The organism is Streptomyces sp. CS113 (genome assembly GCF_002188365.1).
Classification (GTDB): Bacteria; Actinomycetota; Actinomycetes; order Streptomycetales; family Streptomycetaceae; genus Streptomyces; species Streptomyces tendae.
In genome coordinates this window covers 5,923,358-5,939,440 of record NZ_KZ195574.1, presented here as the reverse complement: position 1 = coordinate 5,939,440, position 16,083 = coordinate 5,923,358, and the positions used below count along the sequence as shown (strand labels likewise).

Sequence of the window (16,083 nt, the reverse complement as noted above, 5' to 3'; positions counted from 1 at the left end):
GTACAGACCGACGTACGGACCGCCATACCGACCGCCGAACCGACCGCCGAACCGACCGCCGAACCGACCGCCCGGAGAGAAGAACCCATGCCCCTGTGGCCCGTCTACACCGGCGCGCCTGCCCCCCACGACGGCATCACCCGGCTGCCTCCGCCCCCGCCCTGGCGGGCCTTCGACGGCGGTCCGGTGCTCGATCCGCCGGACGCAGACGGCGACCCGGCGGCCGCCTCGCCCGACCGCGCCCACCGGGCCGCGACCTACCAGGCCACCGAGGACACGGTGCAGCTGGTCAACGCGGCCCTGTACCTGCGGCGTCCGCTGCTGGTCACCGGGCCGCCCGGCACCGGGAAGTCGTCGCTCGCCTACGCGGTCGCCCGTGAGCTGCGGCTCGGCCCGGTCCTCAGGTGGAACATCACCAGCCGCAGCACCCTGGGCGACGGCCTGTACACCTACGACCCGCTCTCCCGCCTGTACGCGGCGCGCCACATCCCGCAGCCGTCCGGCGCCTCCGCCGACGCCCCCGCCGCCGCCACGGGTGTCGAGGACCATCTGCGCCTGGGCCCGCTCGGCACCGCCCTGCTGCCGTACGCGCGACCGCGTGCCCTGCTCATCGACGAGATCGACAAGAGCGATCTCGACCTGCCGAACGACCTGCTGCACGTCCTGGAGGAGGGCCAGTACGAGATCCCCGAACTCGTCCGGGCCTCCCGGGACACCCCCGGCGGCCACGCCGAGGTCCTGGTCGACGGTGCCGACCAGCGGGTGCCGGTGGAGCGCGGCCGGGTCCGCTGCCACGCCTTCCCGTTCGTCGTGCTGACCAGCAACGGCGAGCGCGAGTTCCCGCCCGCCTTCCTGCGCCGCTGCGTCTCGCTGCGGCTGCGGCAGCCCGACGACGACCACCTCGCCGAGATCGTCCGCGCCCACCTGGGCGAGCCCGACGGATACGCGCGACAGCTGATCCACCGGTTCCTGTCCCGGGTGGGCAGCGGGGAACTGGCCACGGACCAGCTGCTCAACGCCATCTACCTGGCCCGTTCCTCCGGTCTGGGCGCCGACTCCCTGGACGGGCTGGCCGAGCAGCTGATGCCGTACCTCGGCCGGTCCGCACAGCCCGACGCCTTCTGATGCCCACCGACCGGCCCGGCGCACCGGACCCCCCGCCCCTGCCCCGCCTCGCCGACATCCTCGGCCGGGCGGCGGGCACCGGTGCCCGGCCGACCCCGCTGGAGCTGGCCGAACTCCTCTGGCTGGCCGGGCAGATGGAGCCGGCGGCGGACCCGCCGGACGGCCCGGGGCCCGGGCGGCGGGCCGCCGAGCCGCCACCGGGCCCCGAAGACGGCCCGGACGAGCACCCGGAGCAGGACCGCGGAGGCGACCGGCGACAGCACCGGGAACCGGGCCGGGGGCGGCGCGAGCAGCGGGCCGGGGACGGCGACCGGGAGCCAGGGCCGGGGCAGCGGCCCCGGTACGACCTGCCCGGCGGGCCCGCCCCCTCCGCCGCGGCCCCCCGCACCCCCTTGCGCCTGCCGTCCCCGGCCCCCGCCCCGGGCACCTCGGCGGCGCAGCCGCACAGCGCGCTGCTCGCACCGGCCCCGCCGATGCTGCGCCGCACGCTGGCGTTGCAGCGTTCCCTGCGCCCGCTGAAGCGCCGCAGCGACGCGCCCGTCGGCCACGAGGTGGACGAGTCCGCGACCGCCGACCGCATCGCGCGCCTCGGCGCCGGACCCGAGTGGTGGCTGCCGGTGCTGCGCCCCGTACGGGAGCGGTGGCTGCGGCTGCACCTGGTGCACGACGCGGGTCCCACGATGCCCGTCTGGCAGCCCCTCGTCCGCGAACTGCACGCCGCGCTCGCCCAGTCGGGCGTCTTCCGCACCGTCGCCCTGCACCGCGCGGAGGCCGACGGCACCGTCCGCGGGGACGGGGCCCAGATCCCCGCCGACGGCCGTACGGTGATGCTGCTGATCAGCGACTGCATGGGACCGCAGTGGCGCGAGGGCCCGGCCGGCACCCGGTGGTTCGGCACGCTGCGCCGCTGGGCGCGCCGCACGCCCCTGGCCGTTCTCCAGCCGCTGCCCGAGCAGTTGTGGCGGGACACCGCGCTGCCGCCGGTGCCGGGCCTGCTGTCCGCCCCGCACCGGGCCGCGCCCAGCGCCTCGCTCGCCTTCACGCCGTACGACACCGCCGCGCCCCGGGCCCCCGAGGGCGCGGCCCATGTCCCCGTGCTGGAGCCGGGGCCCGAGTGGCTGGCGAACTGGGCGGCGCTGGTGGCGAGTCCGGGCGGCAGGCCCTACCCGGGCGCGGCCGCCGCGCTGCACCGTCCGCTGCCGGCCGACGCCGACGACCGCACCGACCTCGCGCGGCTGTCGGCCGAGGAACTCGTCCTGCGCTTTCGCGCGGGCGCCTCCCCGCAGGCCTACCGGCTGGCCGGGCACCTCGCGCTGGGACGCCCCGACCTGCCGGTGATGCGGCTGGTGCAGGCCGCGGTCGAACCGGACCCGCGGCCCCAGCACCTGGCCGAGGTCATCCTCGGCGGACTGCTCACCACGGTCCCCGGGCCGCTGGGCTCCTACGCCTTCCGCCCCGGCGTGCGCGAGCTGCTGCTGCGCGGGCTGCCCCGCACCGCCCGCGACCGCACCCACGAACTGCTGCTGCGCACCGGCGGCCTGATCGACGAACGGGCGGGGCGCTCGCCCGGCGAGTTCCGGGCGCTGATCCCGTCCCGGGAGGGCACCGAGCGGGCCGACGCGAACGAGTCGTTCGCGGCGATCAGCGAGGAGAGCGCCCGGCAGCTGACGGTGCGGGAGCGGCCCGCCGTCCCGTCGCCCTTCCCGCCCGCCCTGGGCTCCCGCTACCGGCCCACGCGCCGGCTCACCCCGGCCGGGAGGATCTGGCTGGCCGAGGACACCGGTCCGCAAGGGACCGCGTCCGGCCCGACGGCGACCAGGGGGACGGTGGCGATCCGGCTGCACGGCGCGGACCCCGACCCGGCCTCGCGCCGTGCGTTCCTGCGGGACGCCGGGCGCCTGACGCGGCTCTCCCACCCGAACCTGGTGACCGTCCTGGACGCCGGCGTGGAGGACGACGTCCCGTACGTCGTCATGGAGCACCTCGACGGCATAGCGCTGAGCGCCCTGACCCGGTCCGAGGACCGGCGGCTTCCGGTGCCGCTGACGGTGTCAGTGGGGGCGCAGCTGGCACGGGCGCTCACCGCCCTGCACGGGGCGGGGGTCGCGCACGGCGGCCTGAAGGCGTCCCGGGTGGTCCTCCTGCCGGACGGCACGGTCCGGCTCAGCCTCTTCGAACCGGGGCTGGCCGCGGGCCCGGCGGGACGCTCCGCGGACCTGCGCGCCCTGTGCGACCTCCTGCTGCGGCTGACGTCGGGGGCCTCGCGCCTGACCGTCCCGATCGACTCCCGCCGCCTGGACCGGCTGCCCCGCGCGCTGCGCATCCACTACGCGCACGCCTTCGACCAGCTGATGTCGCCCTCGTCGGCGACGCAGGCCCGCGGTCTCGAACTGCTCGCGGACCCGCACCTGCTCACCCGGGCGCAGGAGGCGTACGAACCGCGCCGGTACCGCGCCCTGGGCCCGCTGAAGGTCGGTCTCCCGGACGGTTCGGCCCGCCCCGGCCCCGACGTGCGCGCGCTGCTCGCGATGCTGCTGCTCAAGCACGGCCGCACGGTGACGCACGAGGAGCTGCGGTGGGGGCTGTGGGACCCGGGCGACGAGCCCCGCAACCCGCGGGCCGAGGTGGCCCGGCTGGCGGCGCGTCTCGCGGACGTCCTGGGCCCGGGCGTCCTCGCGACGTCCGCCCACGGCTACGCCCTGCACACCAGCGCCGACGAGCTGGACCTGGTGCGCTGCGACGAGCTGGTGCGGCACGCCGACGCGGCCGGTCTGCGGGACGCGCTCGCCGAGGCCCACGGCCTGGTGACCGAGGCGCTGGCGCTGTGGCACGGGGCCGAGCCCCTGGCGGACGTGCCCGGCCCCGCCGCGCGCACCGCCCGCACCCGCCTGGTGCGGCTGCGGCTCGCCCTGCACACCAGGCGCGCCGAGCTGGACCTGGCCCTCGGCGAGTACGACCGGGCCGCCACCGACCTGGCCCTCCTGCTGCGGGACCACCCGCACCGGGAGGACTTCCGGCGCCTGTACCTGATCGCGCTGCGCCGCCAGGGCCGGGGCGAGGAGGCGCTGGAGGTGTACGAGGAGTACGAGCTGTCCGGCGGGCGCAGTCCGGCCCTGACCGCGCTGGGCCGGGAGCTGCGCGAGGAGCACGCCGCACCGGCGGACGACGCGCCGTGGGCGGAGTACGAGGAGCCGGACGGCCCCGGGTCGGTGGTGTCCGCGCCGGACGAGTTGCCGGAGGGTCCCTTCCCGACCGAGGACGACCTCTGGACGCCCCTGCTGGACGACGAGGCCGGGCACGGCAGGGCACCGTCCCCGGCGGAGCTGGACGAGAGGGAGGAACGGGAAGCGAACCGGGCCGCGCTGCGTGAGGCGCTGCGGGACGAGGGGCTGGCACCGGAACCGGAACTGGACGAGGAACCGGACCCGGACGAACCGGACCCGGACGAACCGGACCCGGAGGAGCCGGACCCCGACTTCGACACCGGCCTGCGCACCTGCGTCCGGTTCTCCTTCGCCGACCGCCCGGCGGACCCGCGCCCCCCGGCGGCCCTGCACGGCGTGGTCGCGGACCTGCTGGCGGACAGCGGCTTGGACGGCGCCTCCTACGAACTCCTGGACGACCGCGGCGGCCTGCTGGTGCTGCTGGCACCGCGTGCGGAGGCCGCGCCGCTGCTGAGGGCGACCGTGACGGGCCTGCCCGGGCCGGCGGCGCGCGTGGCCGGCCCGCGGCTGCGGGTGGAGTTCTGGCAGGTGGCGTTCGGGCTGGACGGCTCCGGGGAGCAGTCGCTGGGCCGCGCCGACGCCGAGTCGGTCGGCGCGGTCCTGGACGCCTCCCCCGCGCGGGCGGTCGTCGCCCTCTCCGACACCTTCTACTACGACGAGGTGTGCGAGGAGGGACAGGACGGGCCCGCGTTCCCGCCGGACCTCTTCCGGCCGCTGCCCGGCGGCACCGGCTGGTACCGCCTGGTCGGCGATGCCGGGACCGCGGAGGTGCGGACGGCCGCCGGGAAGCGCTGAGCGCGTCGCGCGCCCCCCGTTCAGCGGCCCCCCGCCCGGCCCCCTCCAGCGGGCGCCCGCCCGCGCCGGCGCGCACGATCGGAGCCTGAAGGCCGTCCACCGGGCGGTCCCGCACGGTCCGCGCTCTCGGGAGGATTCGCCATGACCGCCAGTACTGCCAATACCGCCAGTCTGGAGGCGCTGCGCCGCTGCCACTTCGCCGTCGACCTGGGCGCGGCGCGGACCCGCGTCTACGTGAAGGGGGCCGGGCTCGTCGTCGACCAGCCGTCCGCCGCGGCGGTCAACACCCGCACGGGCGCGCTCATCGCGGTCGGCGAGTTCGCGGAGAAGATGACCGGCCGCACCCCCGGCTACATCCGCGTCGTACGGCCCGTCTCCGGCGGCACGGTGGTCGACATCGAGATGGCCCAGCGCATGCTGCGCCACCTGCTCGACGACCGGATCCGCCGCGCCCTGCGCCGCAAGCCCCGGCTGCGGGCCGCCGTCTGCACGCCGCACGACGCCGACCCGCTCTCCCAGCGCGCGGCGATCGAGACGCTGGTCGGGCTCGGCGCACGCCGGGTGGAGCTGGTCGACACGCTCATCGCGGCGGCGGTCGGCTGCGGACTGCCGGTGGAGCAGCCCGAGGCAACCATGATCATGGTGTGCGGCGCGCACGCCACACAGGTCGCGGTGCTCTCCCTCGGCTCGATCGTGACCGCCGAGCGCATCCCGGTGGGCGGTGAGGCCGTGGACCACGCGATCGTGCAGCTGCTGCGCCACCAGCACGAGCTGGTGCTGCCCAGCCAGTCCGTGCGCCCGCTGCAACTCGCGCTGTCCGGCAACGGGCTGACCCCGCAAGGGCCGTCGACCACCGAGATCCACGGCCGGGACGTCGCGACCGGGCTGGCCCGCAGTGTGCGGGTGGACACCGCCACGGTGCGCAACGCCATCCAGACGCCGCTGACGGCCGTGCTCGACGGCATCGGCAAGGTGCTGCGGGACTGCCCGCCGGACCTGGTCGCGGACCTCGCCGACCGCGGGATCATGATGGTCGGCGGGAGCGCGCTGCTGCCGGGCTTCGACCAGATGCTGCGCCAGGCCACCGGCATGCCGGTGCACATCGCGGAGCGGCCCGACGTGTGCGCGGTCCAGGGCCTCGGCAGCATGCTGGAGGGCCGGGTCGAGCCGCTCGTCCTGCACCCGACGACCGCCGACTCCGACTCCCACGCCGACTGACCCGCCCCGGGGACCCGAGGGAGCCGGACGCATGACCGCGCGGCCCGCGCCCCGGCTGACCCGCCTCTTGGAAGCCCTCCTGGGCGTCGGCACCGCCCTCGATCTGCGGGACGTCCTGGAGCACATCGTGGACGGCGCCGCCGAACTGACCGGCGCCGGCCGCGCGGCCCTGGTCGTCGCGGACCCCGGCGAGAGCGGCCTCGCCGAGATCCGCACCCCGGGCCCCGATCCGGTACCCGGGACGGCGCCCCTGCTGCGGGTGCCGATCCATGTACGGGACGAGGAATTCGGCGAGCTGCGGCTGACCGGGCGGCCCGGGGCGGCCCCGTTCACCGTCGAGGACGAGCAGCTGCTGCGGGTCCTGGCCACCCAGGCCGGTGTCTCGATCGGCAACGCCCGGCTGTACGAGACGGCCCGGCAGCGCGAGCGCTGGATCGAGGGCGCGGCGGCCGTCACCACCGCGCTGCTCACCGAGGAGGGCGCCGGTGACGCGCTGACCACGGTGGCCGAACGGGCCCGGCTGCTCGCCGGCGCCTCCGCGGGCGTCATCCTGCACCCGACCGCCGAGGGCGGCATGGCGATCGTGACCGCCTCGTCGCCCGACGACCCGGACGGCATGCTCGGCGCGACCATCACGCCGGGCAGCCCCGTACTGGAACAGCTCCTGGGCGGCGAGCCGGTGTTCATCGAGGACTCGGCGTCCGACCCCCGGATGACGACGCACGTACGGCACCGGTTCGGGCCGAGCATGATGCTGCCCCTCCAGGCGGGCGGGCGGCTCATCGGCACCCTCGCCCTGCCCCGCCGGCGCGGCGGGCCCCCGTACACGGACCTGGAACGGCTGCTCGCGACCCAGTTCGCCTCGCAGGCGGCGCTCGCCCTCGCCCTGGCCGACGCCCGGCGCGGCCGGGAGCGGCTGGCGGTCTACGAGGACCGTGACCGCATCGCCCGCGACCTGCACGACCTGGTGGTGCAGCGGCTGTTCGCCACCGGCATGATGCTGGAGTCCACCCGGCGCCGCCCGGGCGCCGACGACGTCCGCGACCTCCTCGGCCGCGCGGTGGACGAGCTGCGCTCCACGGTCCGCGAGGTCCGCACCACCATCTTCGCGCTCCAGCAGCCCCCGGCCGACCCGCCGACCGGACTGCGCGGCCGGGTGCTGCGCGAGACGGCGTCCGCCGCCGCCCGGCTCGGTTTCGCGCCGTCCACGCACTTCGCGGGCGCCGTCGACACCCGGGTGCCCGACCGGGTCGCCGACCGCCTCCTGACCGCCCTCCGCGACGCCCTGGCCGACGCGTCGGCGCGCCCGGGCGTCTCCCGCGTCGAGGTCGCCGTGGAGACGCCCGCCAGGTCGCCGGCGGGCCGCGACGGGGTACGTCTGAGGGTCGTCGACGACGGCGAGGGCGGCCCGGAGGAGGGGCGCGGGACGACGGTCACCTGGTGGGCACCGCTCTAGCGGACGCGGGGTGCCGGTCTCCCGGACGGGGTACCCGGGCCGTGACCGCCCGGCAGGAGGAGGTACCACGATGAGCGAGCCGACCCCGTCCCAGGCCGAGGGCGAACGCGACGACGAACCGGACACCCCGGACGTCCCGCACACCACTCCCTCCCAGGCCGAGGGCGAACGCGACGACGCAGTCGAGAGCGTCGAGGAGGAGCCGGAAGGCCGGTGACACGTCTCACCCGCACACGCGGGCGGCCCGCCACCGCCGGGCCAGTTGTTCAGCCGCCCGAAACGGGCTGCTGAACAACTCGGGACCCGCTCGAATCGACAGCGCAGGCCCTTCAGATCGCTCGGCGGCGAAACGATCGGGGCGGGCGCTTGTGTGGGCGGGGCAACGCGTACCGACCCCGTGTTGCGAGCGGCCCCCCGCGCCGCCCGTCCCACGGGAGGAAGACGTATGGCGGACGGCAGCCGGACGCCGGCATGGTGACGCATCCGCTGACGTACGACCCGGTGGTCGAGGCCCGGACGCTGCCGCGGGTCCGCCCGCCGGGTGCCCTGCGGACGCCGCCGCCGGGCAGGGCGCTGGTGCTGGTCCCGGACGCCGGGCCGCTGCGCACGGTCCGCCCGGGGGAGCCGGTGCCCGAACTCCGGGCGGGCGTGTACCGGCGGATGTTCCTGGTGGACACGACGGCGCACCGGCTCGTTCTCGATCTGCGGCCGGCCGGACGGGGGGCGTCCGCTCCGTTCCACTGCCGGGTGGAGCTGATGTGCCGGGTGGCCGACCCCGGCGCCGTGGTGGCGCGGGGCATTCGCGACATGAGCGCCGCCTGGGACGGACCTCTGCGCGCACGGCTGCGGGACATCGCGCGCGGACATGGCACCGGCCCGCACCGGAACGTACAGGACGCGTTGAACGCCGCCCTGCGGGACTTCACCGGGGACGCGGACGTCCGGCTGTACGGAGCCCGGGCCGAGCTGCTCCCCCGCCGGGAGCCGTCCGCCGGCGCCGGGGGAAGCCGCGTGCGCGGACTGCCGCGCCCCGGCCCCGCCGCGGCGCCGGGGCTCGACGGACCCCGCCTGCTTCCGGGCGAGGTGGTGGCCCGCGAGGAGGAGCCGCTGCCGCCGCCCCGGCCGACCCGGCCACCGGACGTGCCGCCACCCAGACCGACCCGGCCACCGGAGGCGCCGACGCCCCCGCCACCCCCTCCGTCCGCGCCAACCGCGCCACCTCCGCCGTCCGCGCCGTTCGCGCCGTCCGCGCCGTCCTCGCCCGAGCGTCGGGTGAGCAGGGTGCGGGGCGCCGGAACGGCGGACGGTGGGCGCCGCGACGGATCACACGACGGCCGCCGCGACGGCCGACGCGACAGACGACGTGACGGACGGGGCGGTGGACGAACGTGATCATTCCGCCCAGGCCCGCCCTCCCGCCGGGCAGCCCTCGCTCCCGGCCCGGCCATCTGACCTGGTCGGCCGCCGACGGCAGGCTCCAGGCCCTCGTCGTGTGGACGGAACGCCACCCTGGCCACGGCGAGGACGCCGAACCGCTCGCGGTGTACCACCTGCCCACCGCGAACGGGTTGCTGGCCGTCTTCGACGGCTCGGGCGGCTCCGGAGCGGCCCCTGCCTGGCGCGCACCCGACGGCGCGACGTACACCAGCGCCTGGGCCGGTGCCCGGGTCGCCCGGCTTGCCACGGAGTGCTGGTTCCAGCACGTCCCGGCCCTGGGAGCGGAGGACTCCCTGCCGCACCTGAAGCGCTGGCTGCGGACCATGCTGCACGCGGCTCCGACCGGAGCACGGAGCAAGATCACCGGGTCCATGCGCCGCGTCCTGCCCACGACGCTGGCCGCGGTCCGGTACCGGGCCCACGGCGAGGGCGTCCACTGGCAGGCGATCTGGGCCGGCGACTCCCGGGCGTACGCCCTGCTGCCCGCCGGCGGTCTGCACGCGCTCACCCGCGACGACACCCGGGAGACCGACGCGCTCGCGCAGCTCCGGCAGGACCCGCCGATGACGAACGTGATCTGCGCGGACCGCGACTTCACCCTCTCCGCCCACGGCGGCGAGTTCCGCGAGCCGTGCGTCCTGCTGGCCGCCACCGACGGATTCTTCGGCTACGTGCACACGCCCGCGCAGTTCGAGTGCGTCCTGCTCGACACGCTCGGGCGGGCCCGGGACATGGGGGACTGGGCCGGGCTGCTGCGCCGGGCCATCCAGCCGGCCACGGGGGACGACGCGTCGCTCTCGCTCGCGGCCCTCGGCTTCGAGGGCTTCGGACAGCTGCGCGAGGCCTTCGCCGAGCGGCACGCGGACGTCGTACGCGGCGGGTACCTGGACGTCCCGCGGGACGGCGGTCCGCAGGCGGTGCGCGGCTGGCAGGACCGGACCTGGGGGACGTACCGGCCCTCGTACGAGAAGTTCATGCCGGAGGTGCGGGAGTGAGGCCGGGAGATGTCATCGGGGGGTACCGGGTCGTCACCGAGCCGACCAACGCGGACGGCGGCAAATGCGTGTGGGCCTTCGCCGAGAAGGACGGCAAGGAGTACTTCCTCAAGCGCTTCCTGGAACCCAAGCGCCCCCGCGAGGGCTCCGCGGGCAGCGCCGCGAGCCGGCGCATCCGGCTGGAGACGTGCCGGGAGTTCGAGGAACGGCACCGGAGCATCATGAAGCTGCTGCGTCCCGACGCCGGCGGCGCGGGCAACCTGGTCCTCGCCACGGACTTCTTCCACGCGGGCAGCACCTACTACAAGGTGACCGAACGCATCGACACCGCCGGCCTGGAGGACCCGCACTCCCTCGGCCCGAAGCAGAAGGCGGTCCTGCTGAGGACGCTGGCGACCAGCCTGCGGCTGCTGCACGACATCGACGTGGTGCACGGCGATCTGAAGACGGCCAACGTGCTGGTCCAGAAGCGGAAGGCCGCCGCGTTCCACACGGCCAAGCTCATCGACTTCGACGACTCGTACCTCTCCGGCCGCCCTCCGGCCCGCGAGGAGATCGCGGGAGACTCGCTGTACGGCGCACCGGAGTGGCGGCGCTATGTGCGGGGCGACGAGTCCGTACAGGCCCGGGACCTGACGACGGCCGTGGACGTGTTCGCGCTGGGCCTGCTGACGCACCTCTATCTGACCGGCTCGCTGCCCGCGTACCCCGGCCGCTACGGGTCCCCGGCGGACGCGGTGAACGCGGCCGGCCCCCTGGTCGCCGACGAACGGCTCGGCACTCCGACGCAGGCCCTGATCGCGGCCATGACCTCGGCCGACCCGGGGGCCCGGCCCACCGTCGCCGCGTTCCTGGAGGCGTTGAAGGACGCCGGGCTGTGCACCCTCCACAGCACCCCGCAGCCACGCCCGGCCGCCTCCGTCCCGGGCGGGGAGCACGCCGGTCCCACGGCGTCCGACGGACCCCGCCGGAGCCGGGTGCAGTTCAACCCGCCGGACCGCTCCGTACGCCGGCCGCCGACGGTGGCGGACGACGCGCCGAGGAAGTCCAGGGTCAGGATCAATCTCGGCCGCCACCGGGACGACCTCCCCGGCCCCCGCCCCGCCCCGTAACCACCCCCTACCTCCCTACCCCCCTGCGAATCCGAGGAGCAACGCGTGAGCGCGGAGATCGAGAAGTACCACGGCAACCTGAAGTACGCCGTCGACATCGTGATGTGCATCGACGCCACGGGCAGCATGTATCCCGTCCTGGACATCGTGAAGAACAACTCGCTCCGGTTCCATCAGCGGCTGAACGAGGTGATGGCGAGGAAGAGCAAGGAGATCAGCCAGCTGCGGCTGCGGATCATCGCCTTCCGGGACTTCGGGGACGACCCCTCCGACGCGATCGAGCAGACGGAGTTCCTGCGCCTGCCCCAGCAGGTGGCGGAGTTCGAGAACTTCGTACGGAACCTGGAGGCGGGCGGCGGCGGGGACATCCCCGAGTCCGGTCTCGAGGCGCTGGCCCTGGCCATCAACTCCCCCTGGGAGACCGGGCTCGACCGGCGGCGTCACGTCATCGTCATGTTCACCGACGCTCCCGCGCACCCGCTCGGCACGGTGGGGGTCGGCGCGCAGACGTATCCGCGGAACATCCCGCGCTCCATGGACGAGCTCTTCGAGCAGTGGGGATACGCCCGCAGCCAGACGGCCGTGATGGAGCAGTCGGCGAAGCGGCTCGTCCTCTTCGCTCCCGAGGAGGAGCCCTGGCAGGAGGCGATCGGGGAGGAGTGGGACCTCACGCTGCACTTCCCCTCCAGGGCCGGGGAGGGACTGGAGGAGTTCGAGATGGACGAGATCATCGAGACGATCGCGAACAGCCTGTGAGTTTCCGGCTGCGGGGCGACGGCGTCCGGCTGGACTTCGACGGGCGGCGGTGGCTGGTCTTCTCCTGGAGCCGACGGGACGGCGCGGCGGGCGGCGTCGCGGGCGGTGTCGCGGGCGGCATCGCCGGCGGTGTCGGCGGCCGCCTGTACGTGGAGCCCGCGTCTTGTCTCTCGGTCGCGGGCCGGCTGTCGGACCACGACGGAAGCCTGCGGCTGACGTTCCGGTTCCGGCCCTCGGGAGCGAGCGTCGGCGACGTCGCGGCGGAGATCGTCGTGGGCGCCGACCAGGCGGAGCCGGCCTGGCAGTTCGTGCAGTGGTTCGCCCACACGTACCGCGTCGAGGACGTCTCCGCCTCCTGGTGGGACGACGCCGAGCCGTCCGCCGGCGAGCCGGAGCGGAGCCGGGACTGGCTCAGCGCGCCCGTCTCACCGGCGACGCGCGACCTGTTCCGCTCGGTCATGGCTCGCCTGACCGTCGCGGACGCGTGACTTCGGGGAGGCAGGGTGGCCGGGCCGACCTGGCGGTGCGCGGACTGCGACACCTACAACGACGCCGCGCTGCGGGTGTGCCACGTCTGTGAGACGCCGCGCGCGGCGATACGCCGGGACGCTCCCGAGCCGTCCTCCGCGAAGAGGGCCGCACCGAGGAAGCCCGCCGGCGCGAAGAAGGCCGTACCGGCGAAGAGGGGCGGCGGCGCAAAGAAGTCCGCACCGAAGAAGACCACGGCCGCCAAGAAGCCGGCCCCGGCGAAGAAGTCCGCTCCCGCCAAGAAGTCCGCCACCGCCAAGCGGGCGCCCCTCACGGAGCTGCCCGTCACGGGCGGCAGGAGAACGCCGCCTCACCTGCGCCGGGACGTGACCGGCACGGGCAGCCCGACCGTGCCGGGACTCGCGTGGGAGTGCCCCCTCTGCGCGTACCGCGTGGTCGACGCCATGAGGTGCGACAGGTGCGGCACGCGTTGGTCGGTCACCGCCAGGTCCTTGCACGAGGCGGCCCTCGCGGCAAGCGGTCCCGTCCCGGTCAGGACACCCCCCAGGGAAGCGACCCGCGGGGAGATGGTGGCGGGGTGCGGCTGCCTGCTGTTCCTCGCGGCGGTCGTCATCACCCCGATCGTCCTGCTGATCCTCAACTGGTCGGCCGTGACCTCGTTCGTGACCGGCGCCGACTCCTCGAAGCCCTCCCCGGCGCCCTCGGCGAGCGGCCCCTGCCCGAAGCCGATGGCCGAGATGTTGCCGGCGGGGACCGGGGCGCGGCTCGTCGCCGCCTACAGCAGGGACGACCTGGAGGAGCGGTACGCCTTCTGCCGGACCACGGCGGGGAAGGTCTTCTACTTCGCCAGGATGAAGGACGGCGAACCGTACGGCGACCCCACGGAAGCGAGGAAGTCCGAGAACGGCTACGTGGTGGATTTCGTGCCGCAGGGGACCAGTTACCACTTCCGCGACGGCGAAGTGGCGGCCTACGACGAGGACGGCAAGGAGATCTGGACGGGAGAGCTCGTCCCCGAGGCGACCGCCGACTGACGGTCGGGGTACTTCACGGTGTCAGGAAAATCTCGCACTGCCAAAGGTACTTGCCGCGTGGATAGCGTCATGGCCGGCGACGGGGCAGCGGCTCCGCGCCACCCCCACCACCAGCGCGGGCCATGGATGCACGCCGCAAGAACGCAAGGAGAAGGTGCGTGTTTGAACGCATAGCCGAACTGGCGGTCCGCCGGTCCCGGCTGGTACTCGTCGTCGCGGCCGTGGCCGTGGTCCTCATGGGAGCTCTGGGCGCCGGCGCGTTCGGCAAACTCCTGCCCGGCGGCTTCGACGACCCGTCCTCCCAGTCCAGCAGGGCCACAACGGTCATCACCGACAAGTTCGGCGGCGAGTCGAACCTGGTCCTGCTGGTCAGTGCCCCCGAGGGCGGCGTCGACGGCGCGAGTGCCCGGCGGCAGGGCGAGGACCTGGCGGCCGGTCTCCGGAAGGAGGAGACGGTCGCCAACGTGATCTCGTACTGGGACACGGGCAACCCGGAACTGCGCTCCGAGGACGGCGGGCAGGCGATGGTGCTCGCCCATGTGAAGGGCGGTGACACCAAGGAGCGCGAGAACGCCAAGGAGATCATCGACGAGTACACCGGCGCGCGGGACGGCGGGCTCACCGTCGAGGCCGGCGGCACCGCGGCCGTGGGCGACGACATGGGAACGTACTCCGGCGAGGACCTCGTCCTCGCCGAGTCGATCGCCCTGCCGCTGACCCTCCTGCTGCTCCTGTTCGTCTTCGGCAGTGTGGTGTCGGCCCTGCTGCCGCTGGCCGTCGGGCTCATCGCGATCGTGGGGACGTTCGCGGAGCTCTTCCTCCTCGGCAGCGTCACCAGCATCTCCGTCACCGCCACCAATCTGACCACCGCCCTGGGCCTCGGTCTCGGCATCGACTACGCGCTGCTGATGGTCAGCCGGTTCCGCGAACAGCTCGCGAAGGGCGCGAGCGTGGAGGACGCGGTCCGGCACACCGTGCACACCGCGGGCCGCACGGTCGCCTTCTCCGCCGCCACGGTGGCGGTCGCGCTGGCGGCGCTGCTGGTGTTCCCGCAGTACTTCCTGCGCTCGTTCGGGTACGCCGGTGTCGGTGTGGTCGCCATCGCCGCCGTCAGCACCCTGTTCGTGATGCCGGCCCTGCTCAACGTCCTGGGGCACCGGGTCAACAAGGGCCGGCTGCCGTGGGCGGGGAAGGCGGAGCGGCGGGACGACTCCCGGGTGCCCTTCTGGGGGCGGCTGGCCCGCACGGCCCTGCGGCGTCCCGCGCTCACCGCGCTGCCGGTGCTCGCGGTGCTGCTGCTGGCGGCGAGCCCGCTGCTGGGCATCTCCATCGGCATCGCGGACGAGCGCTCACTGCCCGAGGACGCGGGAAGCCGCCAGGTCTCGGCCCAGTTGGCGCAGAACTTCCACGGCAGCGACGCGGCGGCCGTCCACGTGGTCATGGACGTGTCCGTGGACCCGGCACCGCTCGGCTCGTACGCGGGCAGGCTCTCGCGGCTCGACGGCGTCGTCCGCGTCGAGGCGTCCACCGGGACCTACACCGGCGGGCAGGCCGCGGCGCCCGGTCCGCGCAACGCCGCGCTCGGTCGCCCCGAGGCGCAGCGGATCAACGTGGTGAGCGATCTCGCGCCGATGTCGGACGCGGCCCAGGACCTGGTCAGGGACGTACGGGCGGTCGCGGCGCCCGAGGGGACGGACCCCCTGGTGGGCGGCAGGGACGCCGCGCTGGTCGACTCCAAGGACTCCATCACCGGCCTGATTCCGCTCGCCGGGGGCCTGATCGCGCTCACCACCTTCGTCCTGCTGTTCCTGTTCACCGGCAGCGTGGTGCAGCCACTGCGGGCGCTGGTGCTCAACATCGTCAGTCTGGGAGCGGCCCTGGGCGTCATGACGTGGATGTTCCAGGACGGACACTTCTCCGGCCTGTTCGGCTTCACGCCGCAGCCGATGGAGGTGTCGATGACGCTGCTGATGTTCTGCATCGCCTTCGGCCTCTCGATGGACTACGAGGTGTTCGTCACCAGCCGCATCAAGGAGCTGCACGACCAGGGCGCGGACAACGGGACCGCGGTGGTCGACGGGCTCGGGCACACGGGACGCATCGTCAGCGCGGCGGCCTGCCTGCTGGCGGTGAGCTTCTTCGCCTTCGGAACCGCCGGGATCAGCTACATGCAGATGTTCGGTCTGGGCAGCGGACTGGCCATCCTCATCGACGCCGTCGCCGTCCGGGGCGTGCTCGTGCCCGCCGCGATGCGCCTGCTCGGCCGTTCGGCCTGGTACGCCCCGCCGTTCCTGCGGAAGGTCCACGACCGCTTCGGCCTCAGCGAGGCCGGCCACGCGCCGGCGCCCGCGCCGGAGCGCACGTACGAGAAGGACCCGACGGGCGTCTGACCGCGCGGGACACCCCGGGCACGGCAGCGTCGCCGAACGCGGCGCGGCCGTG

Annotated in this window: 12 protein-coding genes; all 12 read left to right on the top strand. The window is 74.9% G+C overall.

Features of this window, described 5'->3' with window-relative positions; all coding sequences use genetic code 11:
• Positions 1-87 precede the first annotated feature (87 nt).
• The 12 genes from B9W62_RS26545 to B9W62_RS26485 all read left to right on the top strand — a co-directional run bounded on the left by B9W62_RS26545 (position 88) and on the right by B9W62_RS26485 (position 16,031).
• Entirely contained in the window at positions 88-1,125 is a 1,038-nt protein-coding gene (locus tag B9W62_RS26545; protein ID WP_087809509.1) for an AAA family ATPase, read from the top strand.
• Positions 1,125-5,144 carry an SAV_2336 N-terminal domain-related protein gene (locus B9W62_RS26540; protein WP_087809508.1) on the top strand — a complete coding sequence of 1,340 codons (4,020 nt, stop codon included), beginning with the start codon at positions 1,125-1,127 and terminating at the stop codon, positions 5,142-5,144. The genes B9W62_RS26545 and B9W62_RS26540 overlap by 1 nt, the downstream gene beginning before the upstream one ends.
• A 141-nt stretch (positions 5,145-5,285) precedes the next feature.
• Entirely contained in the window at positions 5,286-6,362 is a 1,077-nt protein-coding gene (locus tag B9W62_RS26535) for a rod shape-determining protein (RefSeq protein WP_087809507.1), read from the top strand.
• A 31-nt stretch (positions 6,363-6,393) separates the two neighbouring features.
• Positions 6,394-7,818, top strand: coding sequence for a GAF domain-containing sensor histidine kinase (locus tag B9W62_RS26530; RefSeq protein WP_087809506.1), 1,425 nt, complete (start codon positions 6,394-6,396; stop codon positions 7,816-7,818).
• Between the two features lie 70 nt (positions 7,819-7,888).
• The gene (locus B9W62_RS26525) at positions 7,889-8,035 is read left to right on the top strand and encodes a hypothetical protein (protein WP_179235684.1); all 147 of its coding nucleotides are present in this window, start codon (positions 7,889-7,891) and stop codon (positions 8,033-8,035) included.
• Between the two features lie 254 nt (positions 8,036-8,289).
• A complete protein-coding gene (locus B9W62_RS26520; protein ID WP_087809504.1) occupies positions 8,290-9,210 on the top strand; it encodes a hypothetical protein in 921 nt (306 codons plus the stop codon).
• The gene (locus B9W62_RS26515; protein WP_256976589.1) at positions 9,207-10,250 is read left to right on the top strand and encodes a protein phosphatase 2C domain-containing protein; all 1,044 of its coding nucleotides are present in this window, start codon (positions 9,207-9,209) and stop codon (positions 10,248-10,250) included. Before B9W62_RS26520 ends, B9W62_RS26515 begins: the two co-directional genes overlap by 4 nt.
• Positions 10,247-11,362, top strand: a complete 1,116-nt coding sequence (locus B9W62_RS26510; RefSeq protein WP_087809503.1) for a protein kinase domain-containing protein — start codon at positions 10,247-10,249, stop codon at positions 11,360-11,362. The genes B9W62_RS26515 and B9W62_RS26510 overlap by 4 nt, the downstream gene beginning before the upstream one ends.
• Before the next feature lie 45 nt (positions 11,363-11,407).
• Positions 11,408-12,118 carry a vWA domain-containing protein gene (locus tag B9W62_RS26505; RefSeq protein WP_087809502.1) on the top strand — a complete coding sequence of 237 codons (711 nt, stop codon included), beginning with the start codon at positions 11,408-11,410 and terminating at the stop codon, positions 12,116-12,118.
• Positions 12,115-12,606 carry a hypothetical protein gene (locus B9W62_RS26500; RefSeq protein WP_087809501.1) on the top strand — a complete coding sequence of 164 codons (492 nt, stop codon included), beginning with the start codon at positions 12,115-12,117 and terminating at the stop codon, positions 12,604-12,606. The genes B9W62_RS26505 and B9W62_RS26500 overlap by 4 nt, the downstream gene beginning before the upstream one ends.
• Positions 12,607-12,621: 15 nt before the next feature.
• Entirely contained in the window at positions 12,622-13,641 is a 1,020-nt protein-coding gene (locus tag B9W62_RS40315) for a hypothetical protein (protein ID WP_179235683.1), read from the top strand.
• A 158-nt stretch (positions 13,642-13,799) separates the two neighbouring features.
• A complete protein-coding gene (locus B9W62_RS26485; protein ID WP_087809498.1) occupies positions 13,800-16,031 on the top strand; it encodes an MMPL family transporter in 2,232 nt (743 codons plus the stop codon).
• Positions 16,032-16,083: the final 52 nt, after the last annotated feature.

What these genes read in the sequence shown, in the direction of transcription:
- B9W62_RS26545 (WP_087809509.1), top strand. Translation starts at nt 88, where the DNA reads ATGCCCCTGTGGCCCGTCTACACCGGCGCGCCTGCCCCCCACGACGGC.
- B9W62_RS26540 (WP_087809508.1), top strand. Translation starts at nt 1,125, where the DNA reads ATGCCCACCGACCGGCCCGGCGCACCGGACCCCCCGCCCCTGCCCCGC.
- B9W62_RS26535 (WP_087809507.1), top strand. Translation starts at nt 5,286, where the DNA reads ATGACCGCCAGTACTGCCAATACCGCCAGTCTGGAGGCGCTGCGCCGC.
- B9W62_RS26530 (WP_087809506.1), top strand. Translation starts at nt 6,394, where the DNA reads ATGACCGCGCGGCCCGCGCCCCGGCTGACCCGCCTCTTGGAAGCCCTC.
- B9W62_RS26525 (WP_179235684.1), top strand. Translation starts at nt 7,889, where the DNA reads ATGAGCGAGCCGACCCCGTCCCAGGCCGAGGGCGAACGCGACGACGAA.
- B9W62_RS26520 (WP_087809504.1), top strand. Translation starts at nt 8,290, where the DNA reads ATGGTGACGCATCCGCTGACGTACGACCCGGTGGTCGAGGCCCGGACG.